This window comes from Brucella pseudogrignonensis, from assembly GCF_032190615.1.
GTDB classification, from domain to species: domain Bacteria; phylum Pseudomonadota; class Alphaproteobacteria; order Rhizobiales; family Rhizobiaceae; genus Brucella; species Brucella pseudogrignonensis_B.
Window position 1 is genome coordinate 427,614 of sequence record NZ_JAVLAT010000002.1, and the last position, 16,442, is coordinate 444,055.

Here is a 16,442-nt window from a genome sequence, read left to right on the forward strand (position 1 = left end):
TGTTTATGCCACGTTTTTCTTTGCGTAACGCGGACGCAGCCGACTGATGTCAAACACCTTGGCGTCGACGCTTGTCGGGCTGCCGGTAATCAGATCAGCCATCAGCTGCCCTGCACCTGGCCCGATACCAAAACCATGTCCCGAGAAGCCCGATGCAATATGCAAGCCCGGAATATGATGAACGGGGCTGATAACCGGAATTGCATCGGGCGTGGCATCAATGACACCAGACCATTCATTGAGAACACGCGCCTTCGCAAAGCCCGGAAAACGCAACGACATGTTGCGTAAAGCCTTGCGGGTGAAGCCCGAATTTGCTGGCGGATCCATCACGCGACATTGTTCGAAGATCGTCTGCTCATCCAAACGCCATTTGCGTTTTGTTGCAAGCTCCTGAAAGAAGGTTGCATTGAAGCGCAGGCTTAGTTCGCGCCATGTTGTCAGATATGTCGGCGCAAATTCAGTGAAAAGTCGCAGATGATCCGGCGTAATGGGAGCAAGATTTAAATTGCGCACAGCAACGGTGAAGCTGCCATCAAGGCGCTTGCGATAAGCAAAATCTCCTGCTCCCACCGGCATATGTGTAATACCTTCAACGCCATCCACACGCGCAACCGGTCCGATCACTTTAAGCTGCGGGAAATCGATGCCCATATTGCCTGCAAACAGGCGCGACCAGATTCCGCCAGCCAGAACGACAGCCTGACAACGGATTTCGCCGCGCTCTGTCACAACAGAACTCACACGCCCTGCTGCTGTCTCAACGCCGCGTACCGCACAATGGGTGAAAATATGCGCACCCTTTTCGCGCGCAGCTTCCGCCATCGCTGGTACTGCGATCCATGGTTCAGCACGGCCATCTGTGCCAGTGTGCAAAACACCCAGTAGATTGCCATTATTGCCCGGAATTTTCTCAGCTATTTCGGCGGGAGTGAGCATGCGGGCGTCAACGCCATGACGCTTGCCGATCTCGGCCCAGTTCAGCCAGTCTTTCAGTTCACGCTGGGTATAGGAGAGATAGCTGATACCAGTGCGTCGCCATCCCGTTTCACGACCAATACGCGCATTCATCTGCGACCATAGATTAACCGAATGCATGCAGAGTGGCAGTTCGCGCTCGTCACGCCCCATCTGGCGCGTCCAGCCCCAGTTGCGGGCTGATTGCTCACCGGCAATCACGCCTTTTTCGCATACTGCAACCGAGATACCGCGCTCTGTCAGTTCAAGTGCTGTGGTAATCCCAACAATACCACCACCGATAATGACAACATCGACAGCTTTCGGCAGCGTTTCATCACCCAGAAATGGCGCGACCGGAATAGAAAGCGGCTTCATTTATAGAACTCACTAAAATGGTACTTATCCAATGTCTGACTGACTGGCTTTACCGACCCGGACGGTCGATAAAATCACGCAGGCGATACCAGCCCGTGAAGACCGGAAGGAACCAGGGCTTTTCAGAATAAAGCGGAATGGCCATGAATTTCTCACGGTCAAACGCCGATGGCATATTCTGCTGCCCGAGAATTTTCCGCGCGAGCTGATAGCCAAGATAGGTCATCAGCGCGACACCATTGCCGTTACAGCCAACCGCAAAATGCGAACCGTCACGCTCACCGATATGCGCAATCTTGTCGGCCGTCATGGCAACGCTTCCGACCCATGAATGGGTGATTTTAACGCCTGCAAGTTGCGGCCAGAGTGCTACCATGCGCGCATAAATGCGCTTTGCAGCCTGCTTCTCTGACATTTCAAAAACGCCGGGGCGAGAGCCAAAAAGCATCCGTGTACCATCCGGCGAAACGCGGCTGTAAATAAGATCGCGTCTTGTGTCCGAAACCATACGTCCATTCGGAATAAGCTCAGCAAGCAGATCAGCCGGAAGAGGCTCGGTTGCGATCTGGTAGCTCTTCACCGGAACAAGGCGTCGGGCAAGCTCAGGAGATGCATCTTTTCCGGTATAGCCATTGGTTGCCTGAATGACATTGGTTGTCCGGATCGAGCCGCGTGCAGTGGGAACGATCTTTTCACCGTTTGCGACTTCTTCCACGCGTCCGGCGCGCGCATGCGAACGCAAAATCACTCCGGCAGCCTTCGCACGCTCCCGCAAGGCTTTGTGAAACATGGCAGGATGTAAGCCGCCGTAATCGTCCACCACCATGCCGCCATGATAGTAGTCTGAACCTATCACCGAACGCTGCTCTTCGCGGGAAATCTGGTGCACTTTAACGCTGGTTTTCTCATTGAGAAGCGCGCCATGCCGTTTCAATGTCTCATAATCACGGGCAGTATAGGCACCGAAGAAGCGCCCCTTCAATGTCAGCGCTGCATCAAGATTTTCGCTCTCAATCAATGTCTTGAGATAGTCAAAGCTTTCATTGCTTTCACCGATCAGTCGCGAAACAAGCGCTGGGTCAATGCCATTAATCGCACCACCAACTACAAGCTTCTGCGCGCTTGAAACCATGCCGCCGGAACGCGTGGAACAGCCTGCACCCAGCTGCTCACTATCGAGAACGACAACCGAACGTCCGGCGCGGGCCAGATGTGTGGCCGCATTCAGCCCGGCATATCCGGACCCGACCACGACAACATCAACGCGTGCAGGCAGTGGATCAAGGTTGGTTTCAGGCTGTGCAGCCTCCCACCAATAGGGAGCTTCCTTGAAGTTCTCAGCATAAATATGGTCGTAGCGGGACATTGAACGTCAAGCCTTCAGGCTCGTCCTTTTGAAATAAAGTGATCTCAGATGCGATGCGAGAGTTAGAGAACCTGCCCCAGGAATTCGCGCGTGCGTGGGTCCTGCGGATTATCAAATATCTGTGCTGGGGGTCCACTCTCAACAATCATCCCATGATCTGTGAAGCAGACGCGATGCGAAACTTCACGCGCAAATTTCATTTCATGCGTGACAAGAATACAAGTCAGTCCATCTTCGACAAGTTCACGAATGGTCAGCAGAACATCCTTCACCGTTTCGGGGTCAAGTGCCGCTGTCACTTCGTCGAACAAAATAACTTCCGGCTGCATGGCGAGCGCGCGCGCGATTGCTACACGCTGCTGCTGACCACCTGAAAGCTGGCCTGGATAACTATCCGCCTTATGGGAAAGGCGCACTTTGTCGAGCAGTTTGCGCGCACGCTTTTCAACCTCGGCACGATCATGCCCCAGCACCTGAATTGGTGCCATCATGATGTTTTCCAACGCTGTCTTATGGGGAAAAAGATTATACTGCTGGAAAACCATTGCCACTTCATGACGAAGCGGACGCATGGCCTTTTCGTTTTTCAATTCATGGACCTGATAAGGTCCAACGCGGATGGTTCCGCTATCAATTGGGATCAGGCCGTTGATGCAGCGAAGGATCGTTGATTTGCCTGAACCGGAAGGACCGATAATGCAGACGGCCTCGCCTTTTTTAACCGACAGATCAATGCCTTTGAGGACTTCAAAACTACCAAAGGCTTTGCGGATGTTTTTAATTTCAATAAGGGGGGCAGACTGGTTCATAAATTTTCTCCCTTAACTGCGCGTTCCAGACGGCGGGCAACCAGTGCAATCGGATAGCAGTAGGCAAAGAACAGGAAGAGCACGGTCAGATAGAAGTAGACGAGTGCGAGCTCGCTCTCCATGGCTATTGACGTGTTCAGAATGGTGATGACGTCCTGAATGCCGGTTACGGTAGCAAGCGAGGTTGCGATCATCAGCAAGGCATAGAGGTTCATCCAGCCTGGGATCATGCGGCGGAAAGCCTGTGGAAGAATAACGTAACGGTAGATTTGCATCGGAGTATATCCAAGCGACCGTGCTGCTTCCCACTGACCAGAATGAATGGACTGCACAGCTCCGCGAATAACTTCCGAAAAGTTTGCAGCCGTTGGCAAAGCCAGACCAATTGTAGCCTTAACAAAGGTCGGAAAAGGAATGACAAGCCCGAAAATGCGCATTTCAAAAGGAATGATGTAAAGCATCGCAAACAGCAGCACGAGCCACGGCGAATTGCGAAGAAAGTTCATCACAAGCAGGGCTGGAACACGTACCGAGGCATTCCTCACCATCGTTGCTAGACCCATAGCAGTCCCAAGAGCTGTAGCAAGTGCCATAGCCGCAATCGACAGCAGAATATTCAGGGCAAACCCGCCAGTAATCGGCCAGCCAGAACCGGAACCGGTCAGAAGCAGAGGCAAGCGGGCAACAACACGGCGCCACTGATCAGCACCACCTGAGAGCGCATCGACAGCAACCCATGTTGCAATAGCCAGCGCGATGAAAAGAAGAACAGCTCTTTTCTTATTCTCATATGTCATGACACTGTTCATCATCAACCTGCCTTGCCGTAACCGGGGAAAGCCATCCATGCTTCAAGTTTGGCCATAGCGTAGGTCAGAACCGATACGAGGCTCACATAGATCGCAAGTACCAGCACCATAACTTCGAGCGTACGGAAGTTATCGTTGTAGATCTGCCCGGCGTAATACATCAGTTCAGGGACAGCAATCACCGACGCCTGAGAGGTCGTCTTGAAAAGATTACTCAGGATGTTTGTGAGTGCCGGAAGGCAGATACGCGTTGCGATCGGCGCTTCAATGCGCCAGAATCGGGACCAACGACCATAACCGAGAGAACGAGAAGCCTCGATAATCGAGCGCGGCATCGTTTCAATACCCGAACGGAATGCTTCGATAGCCAGCGCTCCACCAAAAAGGCTGAGCGAAATAGCTGCGCAGGAGAAGGCACTCAATAACGGAACCGAGAGGCCCGTGGCCGGATCGATAACTTTCAAACCTAAAGTCGATAGAGTGAAATACGCAAACAGCATTTGCAGCAAAGGCGGTGTATTGCGAAACACTTCGACAAAAAGCTCGATAAGCGCATCAAGCCAGAAAATACGCAGGGTTAGACCAAGCGCGCCCAACATACCAATCAGCACCGCAACGAATGACGAAATCGCTGCGAGCTGAATAGTATTGAGGACACCAATCACTAACCAATGCTGGTAGGTCGGATCACCGAGCCATGAATAATCAAGACCGAACAAAAGTGCCTCTCCGAGCTGAGCTTAGTTGCTTGCAGCAGCGGCAGCTTTGGCGCGCTCTGCAATATAATCGGAAGCAGGCATGTTAAACTCCTTCTCCCACTCTATGAGCTTACCCTCGGCTTCAGCTTTGTGAATGGCTTTGTCTACGACTTCCTTGAAAGCCACATCACCTTCGCGGATGCCGCCGCCCATTGGTGCGAATTCATATGGCTGAACAGCGATCTTATAGCCCGCCCAGTCTGCTTCACGCAGCTTCATGCGCAGTGTGATGTCATCAAAAACAAAGCCAATGCAGCGATTATCTTTAAGCGCGCGATACGCTTCCGGCGGGTTCTTGAAAGCAACCAGCTTCATACCGAATTCTTCAGTCATCTTCTTATTGAAGTAGGAACCTTGAATGCCGCAGACTGGCTGACCTTTGAACTGATCCCAGCTGTCGATCTTAGCTTCCTTTGCCATCATGACCGAGGGTCCGCCAGCAGAGACATATTGTGTGGTGAAGTCGATAACGCGGTCACGCTCTGGTGAAATTCCAAGCGTCGCGAACACAAGATCAACACGACCGGCTGATAAAAACTCAATACGGTTTGCTGCTACAACCGGTACAAGTTCAATTTTGTCTTCGGAACCCAAAAGCTCTTTGGCAACATATTTTGCCAGCTCGATTTCGAAGCCGACAATCTCGCCTTTTTCATTCAGATAACCATAAGGCGCATAATCATTTTTGACGCCGACGACGAGCTTATCGCGCTCTTTAATCGTCGCAAGCGTATCGGCCACAGCATTCTGAGCTGCCAGTACCGCACACATGGCCACCGTCGACAGAACGATTTTTCTGATCATTTCAGTTCCCTTTTTGAATATTCAGAATCCACGCAATATGAGGCCGCTGCTTTTTTAATCATTTTCCCACACAGCCTTTATTTCATCATTGAACACTGATATTTCTCACTATACAAGTTATGTACATATTATTTTTCATAATGTGAGAATTGATGATCAAGAATCCTAAGACAGCCCCAACTGGCGGCACCCAACTTTTAGATCGTGCTGTGCAATTGCTTGATCTCGTCGCTGACGGTGGCAATGACGGGCTTACTTTAAAGAAGCTCACTGAGTTATCAGGGCTTAACAACGCCACATGTCATCGCATTCTCAACACGCTCGTTGGTCACAAACTTCTCGCAAGAGATGATAAAAAACGCTGCTATCGGCTGGGGGCGCGCATGTCGATTTACGGGGCGCGGGCCGCACGGGGACCGGGTCTGATAAGCCGATGCGAGATTGCGCTGACCCGGTTGCGCCGTCGTACCGGAGATACCGTGCATCTTATGGCACGGTTTAATCATGATTCTGTCTGCCTTGACCGCCGAGATGGAGAATGTGTTGTTCCCACCTTAACCGGCATGATCGGTGGTTCAGTGCCTCTGGGTGTTGGTCCGGGCTCGATTGCCATGCTGTCCTACCTTGATCAGGATGAGCAGGACTTCATCATTCGCGCTAATCTTGAACGCTATTCAGGCTATAAGGGTTTAACTGCCGACAGAATTCGTGAGCTAATAGAGCAAACGCGAGAGCGCGGATATGCAGTTGATGATGAGGAACTTATAAAAGGAATTGTGGGGATCGCTGTGCCGATTTTCACGGACGGCGTGACTGCTGGAGCATCCATAGGCTTCACGATACTCGGTGCAAAACTCGCTCCAAACTCGTTAACAGAATATGCTCGTATACTGAAAGATGAAGTGAATGCTATTCTAGGACAGTGACATTTTTTTTGAATTAATGTGCCAATTTAAAATTATCAAAGAGATAATGTGCTATTCAAATCAATTGAAAAGATTGGCTTCTTTTGGGAAATATTATTGGTCAATTTATGACTGGGATGAAGCGCATAAGTGACACGAAATTACTCTGACTTACTAACATATGGCAAAAGCTGACTTTTGCCATATTTTCATCCTAAGGCTATGTAAAAGCTTGGTAAATCCCATCAGTTTGTGCGAATGGCCAGAGCAGTGGTTAGTTTCAGCTTCTTACAGTTTTTCGGGATGAAATTACACTTCTTCGTAGCGTTTGACGTTGCCCCCAAGTTTTATCCAGTTTTAAGTTCGCTCCAGCGGTTTTGGGTTGCTGTCTTCGGGGCGGTAGCGGCGGGAGGCCGAAGCTGTGCTTCAATAGTTTTACAAATACTACTTTGTCGCTTAATAATGATGCCATCATTCTAGAAAAATACAATAGTATAATTTGTATTTACTTTATATCGATTTTGATATTTTTCCTTGCGGGCAATTCGTTTTCAGAAATCCGCTTCATCAACTGAGGCTTTTAGACCTGCTTTGGCTTTCTGCCTGCTTTCAGTCCTTTCGGTTTCTCGGCATCAGGTTGCGGCTCAACAAATAGTGCTGACACTGGCACATTCAGCGCAGTCGCCATCGCTTCGAGCGTTGAAACGGTGACGTTTTCCATGCCGCGTTCTACCCGCCCGACATATGAACGATCAATTTGCGCCTCAAGCGCTAACCGCTCCTGCGAAAGGCCACGTTCAGCCCGCAACTGCAATACATTCCAGCCAATAATTTTTTTAACATCCATGATCACGCAGCAATCATATTGACGGCCTATTAATCGACGGACTGTTGATCCCCTATTTATTATTTGCTATCATTAAGCCAACGTCATCCCTTTGCGGCTTGCAAAACAAAGGGCGTGCCGTTTCTCACATTCGGGTTTTATTAGGGGGATTTCACGCACTACTATGGCGATGCAATGCGCAACTATGCCGTGTTTTCAGGGCGTGCCAGCCGTTCGCAATACTGGTTTTTCAGCCTTACATTTTTCATCATGCTTGTCGTGGCAATAGTCATCGACCAAATGGTGGGCGATACGACAGGCGATGAGCCTGCAGGGCTTTTCACGGCGATTGTTTACTTGGCGCATTTGCTGCCAGCTATTTCAGTCACGGTTAGGCGCTTGCACGACACTGATCGGTCGGGCTGGTGGATATTGGCAGGGCTTGTGCCATTGATCGGTCAAATCGCGCTGTTGGTTTTTATGTGCTCGCCATCAACGCCACGCGCGAACCGCTTTGGGAGCAGTTTTGCTGATACTGCGACTGCGAAGCCGGTTACGAACCAGCACGGCATTGCGCCATCGAACGGCTCAGCTGTTACACCACTTGATCAACTTGAAAAAATCTCTTCGCTTCGGGCGTCCGGGGCTATTGATGAGGATGAATTCAAACAGCTCAAAGCGAATGTGATTTCGCGCTCATCGCATTGAGTTTGTGTCATGGGAAAATATATCAGGAAATTTAAGCGGCTTTTGCCGCTGGCCTGTATGGCTGGAATGCTGACCTTAATTCTCTCAGGTCGAGCTTGGGCAGCTCAAGGCGCTTTTGACTCCCTGCTTATCACACTGGCATTCATCGCCGTCGTTTTAGCAATTCTGTTGGTTCTCTTTATCCCGACCATTGTTGCCTTTCGACGCGAACATCCCAATCGTTGGCTGATCCTCGTCGTTAATCTGGCATTTGGCGGCACGGTCGTTGGCTGGGTGGCTGCTTTGGTTTGGGCGCTGCACTATGCTCATATCAGTGAAGAAGGCAGCAATGGCGGTGAGAGCGGGATTAATCTCTTCGTCAACGACCCAGTTGCCGTTCGCGTTGATCCGGACTTTCACCAAAACTTAAGTGTTCCGTCACCGGCGATAAACGATGGAATATCGTCAAGACCAAAACCAACACCATCATCGACAACAAAAGCAAAAGCGCAGAACCAAGACGCTATTGCAGCGTTGCATCGCCTGAACACCCTTTTTGAGAGTGGTGCGATTACGGCTGATGAATATACGGCGCTAAAAACCCCAATCCTCAATCGATATATTCATGCAACGGAGTGAACCATGTTCGCCGAACACCGAAGATATGCACCTAAACTGTTCAGAGACAAATTTGGAAAAGGTTTTTGCCGCCGCACAAATCAATTTCTGCAAGTGGCATCAGCACTCGTCATTGGAGCGCTCGGTCTTCAAATGCCAGCTGATGCCAATGAGATTGCCTTCTCGGAAGGCCATTGGGTCGGTAGTAATCTGAGCAATGTCGAGCGGCCTGGCTGCATGATGGCGATGCAGCTTGATGATGATACCGCATTGGCGATCTTCGCCACTGCCGAGGGTGATTTTGATTTGGCCTTCTCATCAAAGAGCTGGAATATCAATGAGGCTGATGGCGACGTGAAGGCTTATCTTCAGCTTGATGGTGAGCCTGTGACATTCACACGGGTTTTTATCCCGATGCCCAGCACAATCATCATCACTGGCAATACGCTTGAAGATAAGCAGAAATTAGAAAAGCTCATCCGCAAGGCTGAGGAGATGCAAGTTGAATTCATTCGCCTGAACTACTCAGCCCATACCAGCTTTTTTGACAATCCTTTGGCAGTCACAGCTTTGAAGAACTGCGTTCGCGCCGCTGAGCGAGAAGCCAAAGGCGCACAGCAATAACCGCAGCCGTCGTGGCCTTTTTCATCACAGCAACAAAAACTGAGGAAATCAGCATGCGTAAAAGCACGTTTGCGGGAATTATTGGGCTAAGCCTATTGGCCACTAGCGCGCTGGCACAGACGGAATCCGAATTTTTTCACAACGGCTGGACCGGCCATAAGCGAGCCAATGACCCAGACAACGGTTGCATCATGGGTAAGCACGTTACCAAGGATGTGGGTCTTGTTCAGGAACGCGAAGCGAAACTGGCGGCCGTTGATGCTGCGCTTGCTCGCGGCATGGCTGATATCGAAGCTGGGCGGACAAAGCCTGCAAGTGAAGTAGTTGATCGGTTGGAAGCAAAATATCTGGCAATGGATGATAAGGCTGAAAAATTAGCATGAGGGTTGAGTTCTCTCATTCGGCAGAAAATGACATAGCGCAAGATAATCCTCGACGCGCTTATTTCTTCATTTCTCGAATTGCGTAACAAGTGCGAAGCCTTAGCTCAGCTAGCTGGCAGTTTCCCATTAGTGCCTCGTTATGAATGCCATGGCTATCGTCGTCGGGTGCACGGTAATTATTTAATTTTCTATCGAGTAGATAATGATCGTGTATCGATTGTTCGCATTTTGCATGGGGCTATGAATTACGCTGCGTTATTGTTTGAGGAGTAAATCAATGGCTGCTCGTTCTGCTCAGTAATTCTCGGCAGCGCGTTAATGTACGTTAGGTTCACTTTTGCGTTTTCGATATCGCAAGCCGTTCAGCTGATGCTTTTATTTGATGATATGTGGAGCCGGGTGGGCATTCACATTGCCCATTCCAAATGTCCGGCCCGCTTCAAAAGCGGGAGCGATTTGTAACATATGGCAAAAACGTAAATTGAGTGTGAGTTTTTAAGCAAATAGAGAATATATAAAGCTTATTTGGAAAAAAATACCCGATATGCTTGATGCTGTTATTAATTTTATCTGATTGGGCTGCTTCGTGCGGAAGTGTAACAAAAACCTCAGCGGGTGCCTTGAATCCAAGGCAATTGGCCGATGTGCGGACACGTCGAGCCGAACGCCGAGGTAGTGCCAAAAGAACAGACCAGGCTTTTTGTAGTTCTTCATATGGTCGAGTTTGGTGACGCGACTGTGCAGATCATTCTCCGACATATTGGTTTGCAAAGGGATATCAGGGCGCTCAAGAACTTTCAGCGGTTATTGCTTAAGCCTCAGCAGACGAGGAAGCAGCTTATCCAGTTCTGTATAGATCCAGCGAATGGAAATTATCAGATCGAACCCGACGTTAAGGGCCCGCGCTGTAGAAGGAGTCCGACCTCGGACAAAGCCTTGCAAAAGCTTTTAAATGAGCCTGACGAGTATGCACAGGGTGTCCGGATGTTCCACTTGCGGCGCTTTGTTGGCCATTAAAATGGCTCACTAACGGTCGTAAGTCATACCTTATGAGGGATTAATCTCAGGGGTTGGGCCACAGCAATGCATACCTACGCGAAAATCTAGTTAAAGGTCATACTGTCCGACATCAACGCCCATGAGACCAAATTGTATTAATCGAGAAGAGCGGATTTTCGGCTCATCATAGCTCAATCATAGGAAGCGAAGATGAGACAGAAAACCGTACCGCAGACATCTGCGGCCGAACCAGGAAGGCTAAAATTATTAACCTCCCGCTTTTTTGCCTGCTTCATAAAGCTTGCAGAAAACCTTCATGATAACTCCACAGACCAATTATACTCATTCACCTCACCCGTTACTAGCCGACTTAGGGATGAGATTAACGTTCGACCCCTCTTTGTAAAGGATGGTATTCCAAAGCTGGCTAAATTTTTCATTTCAGGAAAATCGAAATGACTGTTGAAGCTTCGCTAATTGTTTTTTCCCCCTTATACCTGGATCTAGTGGGAGAAGATTTTTTCATTAAAGCAGAAGACATTGACGGAAGGCTCTGGACCCTAATGGGTCCAATATCCGATAATGAGGTTGCTGCTTCATTTCGCGCTGCTCAAAGTGCTTTGGAAGATGGCTGGGGGTATCTGATTGCTTTGAGACGTAAGCTTGCTGGCCCAGAATGTTGATACGCTCAAAGCACCACTCTTGCTTGAAAAATACTGGATAAGTAAATGCTATTTAAGTAATTACATAATTTTTTCTTAATATTTCAAATATTTCGATATTTTTATGAACTGTTAAGTAGTTATCATCTGTTGGATAAATTATTCGTTATGAAATAATTATTTTGGCACGTTGGCAAAAATTTGAATATCAGGAGAAAGAAATGTTGATACGCAATTTTTTCATAGTGTGCTGCATGTTGTTTGCCTTCGCATGTTTAATGTCATATTTGATCAACAATTTCCAGGAAGCTCGTCCAGAATTTCACCACTCACCTTTTTATAACTACCCTTAAAGAACCACAAGCGGTGACGGTTTTTCCCTAATTAAGAACCCATAGATCGAAAAAGAAATAATCGTAGGCTGAGTCACTGATAAAAGTGGGCTTAAAATCACAACCTCCACACAATCTGCACCTTTTCTCGATCTTACGTAGACTGAAGGATGGGAAGTGGTGGCATTCGATTTAATTTGGACGACCCTATGTCAAACCGCCGCTTCTCCATTTTCGCTATCGTTGCAGGCGGATGTTTCATCGCTGCCATGCTTGCTTTGCAAGATTGGAGCAGTTCAGATCCGGAAGCCGAGGTTGCCTCCTCAGCCGTTCCAGTGCACGCTGAAACTGTTAAAGTCGGTCGGGAACGCGTTCTTCTTACGGATGAACTGCCGGGGCGAGTAGCGGCTTTTAAGAAAGTTGAAATCAGGCCGCAAGTCAGTGGGATCATTAAAAAGAAAGTTGTTGAGGCCGGCTCCCGTGTCAGCGCTGGTCAGATCCTTTTCGAGATTGAACCCGCTTTATTTTTGGCGGATCTGGAAACTGCACGCGCCGCATTGACGCGTGCAGAAAGTGCGCTGGAGCATGCTCGGTCGGGCTTTCAGCGCGCTGAAGCTTTACTCGCGAGTAAAGCGGCAAGTCAAAAGAACTACGAGGATGCGCGAAACGATATGACGGTGGCCCAAGCCAATCTGGCCGAGGCTCGTGCTGTTTTTAACCGTCGTCAGCTTGATCTTGACTTCGCCACCATAAGATCGCCGATTGATGGCTACGTCGGACGAACCGTCGCGGACGAAGGCTCTCTCGCATCAATTTCGGGGCAGACCGAACTCGCAGTCGTTCAGCAGCTGGAACGTGTTTATGTGGATTTACGCCTGCCCGCAACAAAACTCGATTCGGTGCAATTTGCGGCAGAAGAGAAAATAGGCCAGATTGAGATACTACGTGCCGATGGCAAGCCTTATTCCTATTCTGCGAAGCTGGTACTTTCAGATGTTACGGTTGACGCCGTGACGGGCAACGCAACGATCCGAGTGCTCGTTGAGAATCCTGAATTGCAGCTTTTGCCTGGCATGTTTGTTCGTGCCCAAGTGCCCAGCGGATTGCTCTCCGATGTAATACTTGTTCCTGAATATGCTCTCGTTCGGACAGGAGGAGACGACGCCAGTCTTATGGTCGTTGATCCCGACGGGCGCGTAAAAAGGCGCAAAATAACGCTTGGAGAGGCCATCAGTCGTCGTGTGGTGGTCAAGGCAGGGCTTCAACCCGGTGAAACCATCGTAATTCGCGGTCAGGAGCGTTTGCAGGATGGGATGCTCGTAAACGCCGATAACTCACCAAACGCGACGACTGTGAAAGACAAGATTTAAAGGCCAGATCACCATGCCACAATTCTTCATCAGTCGCCCGGTGTTTGCCTGGGTGATTGCCATATTCATTGCATTGGCTGGTGTTGTTGCGATCCCACAACTGCCGGTTTCACGTTATCCTGTTATCGCACCGCCGAGTATCAGTATTTTCACAACATATACTGGAGCTTCTGTTCAAACGGTCAATGATAGTGTGGTTGCTCCTATCGAAAAGGAACTCTCAAGCGTCAAAAACGTTTTATATTATGAATCGACTGTCGACTCGACAGGTGCTGCGAATATCACGGTGACGTTCAAACCTGGAACGGACCCCGAACTCGCGCAAGTGGATGTTCAAAACAGGTTAAAAAATTCCGAGCCTCGTCTTCCAGAAGTCGTTCGCCGTAACGGAATAAATGTGGAAGCGTCAGAGTCGGGCTTCCTTATGGTCATTGCGCTCAAGTCACGCAGCGGTGAGACAGACGAGCTGAGCCTTGGGGACTATCTGACGCGAAATATCGCCGAGGAGCTCAAACGCGTTCCCGGCGTTGGACGTACCCAACAATTTGGTTCCGAACGTGCAATGCGTGTTTGGGTTAATCCGACGAAACTCGCTGCCTACAACCTGAGCATGTCCGACGTTACGAGCGCGATTGCCCGCGAAAACGCTCAAGTTTCGCCGGGCAGGGTCGGGGACGAACCGACCGTTCTGGGGACCAAAGTTTCAACGCCACTGATTGTGCATGGACAGTTGAACTCACCCGAGGCGTTTGCAGCAATACCATTGAAAACCCACACAGATGGCGCGCGGCTGCTGTTGTCCGATGTTGCACGTGTGGAACTTGGCGCACAGACTTTTGCCTTCAGCGTCAGCAGTAACAGCAAGCCTGCTGCTGCAGCGGCGATACAAATGTCGCCGGGTGCCAATGCCGTCAGCACTGCGGCGGCGATCGAAAAGCGGTTAGGTGAACTGCAGGCTACAATGCCGAGTGATCTCTCAGTCTCAATTTCCTACAATACCGCGCCCTTCGTGAAAGTGTCGATTTTGAAGGTGGTGCAGACTCTTGTAGAGGCGATGGTTCTGGTGTTCCTCGTGATACTGCTGTTTCTGCAGAAGTTGCGGTACACATTGATCCCAACAATTGTCGCGCCGATCGCGCTGCTTGGCACATTCGCGGTGATGCTGGTTGCCGGTTACACGATCAATGTTTTGACCATGTTTGGCATGGTTTTGGCAGTCGGTATCATTGTTGACGACGCCATTGTCGTCGTTGAAAACGTAGAACGGATCATGGCAAGGGAGGGGCTCTCGCCGAAGGAGGCTACTCGCAAAGCAATGCGCGAAATTTCGGGCGCTATCGTCGGGATCACATTGGTTTTGGTCGCCGTCTTTATCCCTATGGGATTGTCCGATGGTTCTGTAGGAGCAATCTACCGCCAATTCACAATGTCGATGGCAGTGTCGATCCTGTTCTCAGCCTTCCTCGCACTTACCCTTACACCTGCTTTGTGCGCTACTATCCTCAAACCTGTCGCCCCCCACGCAGAAGTCCGTTTCTTTTCGTGGTTTAATACCAAGTTTGACCGTTTAAGTGCACGCTATACCGGCGCTATCGGCTGGATTTTACGGCGTGGTGTTGGGATATTGTTGGTTTACATTTTGCTCTTGGGAGTACTGGGCGTTGGTTACTCTCAACTGCCGACGTCGTTCGTGCCTGAAGAAGATCAGGGAAATTTCATGGCAATGTTCGAGCTGCCGGCTGGTGCCACAGCAGAGCGCACGCGGGAGATTATTGCAAAATATGAAAAACACACGGGATCGCGTGCTGATATTACGGAGAGCATCGTTATTCAAGGTTTCGGATTTTCCGGCTCTGGTCCGAATGCTGCTCAGGCGTTTACCAGTCTTAAGGATTGGAGTGATCGTAAGACAACGGTGAACGAAGAGATCGCGGCGGCGCAAGCGGCGATGGCGAATATTACGGAGGGAACTGCGATGATAATGAAACCACCGGCAATTTAATCGCTGGGAACAACATCTGGTTTCTCCCTTCGCTTGGAGGATAGGGGTAATGCCGGGCCAACAGCACTGAAAGCGGCCGAGAGCGAGTTGATAAGGCTCGCCTCCAAGAGCAAATTGCTCACGGGCGTGATGACGGATGGGCTTCCAGATGGGCAGAGTATTGCGTTGAATATTGATCGCCAGAAGGCGCTGGCTCTTGGTGTTTCTTTTTCAACCGTGAGCGACATGATTTCGACAGCAATCGGGTCAACTTATGTCAACGATTTTCCGAAAGACGGCCGCCTTCAACAGGTAGTCGTGCAAGCCGATGCACAGCATCGTATGCATATTGATGATGTGCTTCGCCTTGAAGTGCGCAATATTGATGGCGCAATGGTTCCCCTGTCGGAGTTTGTCCAGCCCGTCTGGCAAACGACGCCGCTTCAATTGGCGCGCTATAACGGCTACCCCGCTGCTCGTCTTTCAGGTTCAGCTGCGCCGGGCGTTTCGAGTGGAGTGGCAATGTCCGAGATGGAGCGATTGGCAAAACAGTTACCGTCAGGATTTGCAGTTGCGTGGACGGGGCAATCGCTACAGGAAAGACAATCCGCAACCCAGACGCCAATTCTTTTAGCCGCATCGATGCTCGTGGTATTTCTGGTCTTGGCCGCACTTTACGAAAGCTGGACAATCCCGCTGGCCGTTATGTTGGTTGTGCCGCTTGGCGTGCTCGGGGCTGTGCTGGCTGTGCTGGCGCGGGGCATGGAAAATGATGTGTTTTTCAAGGTTGGCGTCATTACGATAATCGGACTTTCTGCAAAGAACGCCATTTTGTTGATTGAATATGCCCGCCATCTGCGCAACGAGGGGCAAAGCCTCAACAGAGCAGTGCTTAAGGCATCACGATTGAGATTCCGGCCAATTCTGATGACTTCACTGGCCTTTATCTTGGGGGTCGTGCCACTCATGATCGCGCGCGGGGCCGGTTCTGAAATTCAGAATGCAATAGGAACAGGGGTTTTTGGAGGAATGTTATCCGCAACCGTCCTGGCTGTTTTCTTTGTACCCTTGTTATATGTAACAATCAGCCGACTAATCAGAGTAAGAAAATAACACCCGTCCGCCGAACCCAGTCGGTGCCTTAAATAAACACCCGTCTAAAACGTTTCAGAGA

Annotated in this window: 14 protein-coding genes and 2 pseudogenes; 9 read left to right on the forward strand and 7 right to left on the reverse strand. The window is 49.9% G+C overall.

From position 1 onward, the window contains the following. Positions 1 to 3: 3 nt before the first annotated feature. The 6 genes from RI570_RS13350 to RI570_RS13375 all read right to left on the reverse strand — a co-directional run bounded on the left by RI570_RS13350 (position 4) and on the right by RI570_RS13375 (position 5,881). Complete coding sequence (locus tag RI570_RS13350; protein ID WP_313829045.1) at positions 4 to 1,335, reverse strand: FAD-binding oxidoreductase; 1,332 nt, start codon at positions 1,333 to 1,335, stop codon at positions 4 to 6. Positions 1,336 to 1,384: 49 nt separating this feature from the next. Beyond that, positions 1,385 to 2,701, reverse strand: a complete 1,317-nt coding sequence (locus tag RI570_RS13355; RefSeq protein ID WP_313829046.1) for an FAD-binding oxidoreductase — start codon at positions 2,699 to 2,701, stop codon at positions 1,385 to 1,387. Between the two features lie 62 nt (positions 2,702 to 2,763). After that, positions 2,764 to 3,510, reverse strand: coding sequence for an amino acid ABC transporter ATP-binding protein (locus RI570_RS13360; protein ID WP_313829047.1), 747 nt, complete (start codon positions 3,508 to 3,510; stop codon positions 2,764 to 2,766). Next, positions 3,507 to 4,307, reverse strand: coding sequence for an amino acid ABC transporter permease (locus tag RI570_RS13365; protein ID WP_313829048.1), 801 nt, complete (start codon positions 4,305 to 4,307; stop codon positions 3,507 to 3,509). Before RI570_RS13365 ends, RI570_RS13360 begins: the two co-directional genes overlap by 4 nt. A 14-nt stretch (positions 4,308 to 4,321) precedes the next feature. Beyond that, a complete protein-coding gene (locus RI570_RS13370) occupies positions 4,322 to 5,038 on the reverse strand; it encodes an amino acid ABC transporter permease (RefSeq protein WP_313829049.1) in 717 nt (238 codons plus the stop codon). 21 nt (positions 5,039 to 5,059) lie between these two features. Next, on the reverse strand, positions 5,060 to 5,881 hold the full coding sequence (locus RI570_RS13375; protein ID WP_310012223.1) for a transporter substrate-binding domain-containing protein: 822 nt from the start codon (positions 5,879 to 5,881) through the stop codon (positions 5,060 to 5,062). Between the two features lie 152 nt (positions 5,882 to 6,033). Between RI570_RS13375 and RI570_RS13380 the strand changes: the two genes are divergently transcribed. After that, positions 6,034 to 6,807, forward strand: coding sequence for an IclR family transcriptional regulator (locus tag RI570_RS13380; protein ID WP_310012221.1), 774 nt, complete (start codon positions 6,034 to 6,036; stop codon positions 6,805 to 6,807). Between the two features lie 559 nt (positions 6,808 to 7,366). Here the strand turns inward: RI570_RS13380 and RI570_RS13385 are convergent. Next, positions 7,367 to 7,633, reverse strand: a complete 267-nt coding sequence (locus RI570_RS13385; RefSeq protein ID WP_313829050.1) for a helix-turn-helix transcriptional regulator — start codon at positions 7,631 to 7,633, stop codon at positions 7,367 to 7,369. Between the two features lie 174 nt (positions 7,634 to 7,807). On the opposite strand from RI570_RS13385, the gene RI570_RS13390 reads away from it, so the two are divergent. From RI570_RS13390 to RI570_RS13425, 8 genes and pseudogenes are all read left to right on the forward strand, one after another. Next, entirely contained in the window at positions 7,808 to 8,320 is a 513-nt protein-coding gene (locus tag RI570_RS13390; RefSeq protein ID WP_313829051.1) for a DUF805 domain-containing protein, read from the forward strand. Between the two features lie 9 nt (positions 8,321 to 8,329). Next, complete coding sequence (locus RI570_RS13395; RefSeq protein WP_313829052.1) at positions 8,330 to 8,938, forward strand: superinfection immunity protein; 609 nt, start codon at positions 8,330 to 8,332, stop codon at positions 8,936 to 8,938. Positions 8,939 to 9,031: 93 nt separating this feature from the next. After that, positions 9,032 to 9,541, forward strand: a complete 510-nt coding sequence (locus RI570_RS13400; RefSeq protein ID WP_313829053.1) for a hypothetical protein — start codon at positions 9,032 to 9,034, stop codon at positions 9,539 to 9,541. 53 nt (positions 9,542 to 9,594) lie between these two features. Then, positions 9,595 to 9,924: a hypothetical protein gene (locus RI570_RS13405; RefSeq protein ID WP_313829054.1), complete on the forward strand. Its 330-nt coding sequence runs from the start codon at positions 9,595 to 9,597 to the stop codon at positions 9,922 to 9,924. After that, positions 9,921 to 10,197: pseudogene (locus RI570_RS13410) on the forward strand (type II toxin-antitoxin system RelE/ParE family toxin). The gene RI570_RS13405 and the pseudogene RI570_RS13410 overlap by 4 nt, the downstream one beginning before the upstream one ends. A 1,181-nt stretch (positions 10,198 to 11,378) precedes the next feature. Beyond that, complete coding sequence (locus RI570_RS13415) at positions 11,379 to 11,606, forward strand: hypothetical protein (protein WP_313829056.1); 228 nt, start codon at positions 11,379 to 11,381, stop codon at positions 11,604 to 11,606. Positions 11,607 to 12,126: 520 nt separating this feature from the next. After that, positions 12,127 to 13,287, forward strand: a complete 1,161-nt coding sequence (locus RI570_RS13420) for an efflux RND transporter periplasmic adaptor subunit (protein ID WP_313829057.1) — start codon at positions 12,127 to 12,129, stop codon at positions 13,285 to 13,287. A gap of 13 nt (positions 13,288 to 13,300) precedes the next feature. Beyond that, positions 13,301 to 16,381, forward strand: a pseudogene (locus RI570_RS13425) (multidrug efflux RND transporter permease subunit). The last annotated feature ends 61 nt before the right edge of the window (positions 16,382 to 16,442 follow it).